This window comes from Zongyangia acetica (assembly GCF_038739695.1).
Lineage (GTDB): Bacteria > Bacillota > Clostridia > Oscillospirales > Ruminococcaceae > Zongyangia > Zongyangia gallinarum.
Genome location: NZ_JBBEWN010000047.1, coordinates 1 through 1,020, shown reverse-complemented (window position 1 = coordinate 1,020; position 1,020 = coordinate 1). Strand labels below are relative to the sequence as shown.

1 rRNA gene is annotated in these 1,020 nt (G+C 52.9%); it reads left to right on the top strand.

The features are described 5' to 3' along the window. A 16S ribosomal RNA gene (locus WGC32_RS15030) occupies positions 1–1,020 on the top strand; the annotation flags it as partial.

Here is a 1,020-nt window from a genome sequence, read left to right as displayed (position 1 = left end):
AATCCGCTGAGAGATGGGCTCGCGTCCGATTAGATAGTTGGCGGGATAACAGCCCACCAAGTCGACGATCGGTAGCCGGACTGAGAGGTTGATCGGCCACATTGGGACTGAGACACGGCCCAGACTCCTACGGGAGGCAGCAGTGGGGGATATTGCACAATGGGCGAAAGCCTGATGCAGCGACGCCGCGTGAGGGAAGACGGTCTTCGGATTGTAAACCTCTGTCTTCAGGGACGAAAGGAATGACGGTACCTGAGGAGGAAGCCACGGCTAACTACGTGCCAGCAGCCGCGGTAATACGTAGGTGGCAAGCGTTGTCCGGAATTACTGGGTGTAAAGGGAGCGTAGGCGGGGATGCAAGTTGAATGTTTAAACTATCGGCTCAACTGATAGTCGCGTTCAAAACTGCAACTCTTGAGTGAAGTAGAGGTAGGCGGAATTCCTAGTGTAGCGGTGAAATGCGTAGATATTAGGAGGAACACCAGTGGCGAAGGCGGCCTACTGGGCTTTTACTGACGCTGAGGCTCGAAAGCATGGGGAGCAAACAGGATTAGATACCCTGGTAGTCCATGCCGTAAACGATGATTACTAGGTGTGGGGGGACTGACCCCTTCCGTGCCGGAGTTAACACAATAAGTAATCCACCTGGGGAGTACGACCGCAAGGTTGAAACTCAAAGGAATTGACGGGGGCCCGCACAAGCAGTGGAGTATGTGGTTTAATTCGAAGCAACGCGAAGAACCTTACCAGGTCTTGACATCCAGAGAATCCACTAGAGATAGAGGAGTGCCTTCGGGAACTCTGAGACAGGTGGTGCATGGTTGTCGTCAGCTCGTGTCGTGAGATGTTGGGTTAAGTCCCGCAACGAGCGCAACCCTTACGATTAGTTGCTACGCAAGAGCACTCTAATAGGACTGCCGTTGACAAAACGGAGGAAGGTGGGGATGACGTCAAATCATCATGCCCCTTATGACCTGGGCCACACACGTACTACAATGGTGATTAACAGAGGGAAGCAAA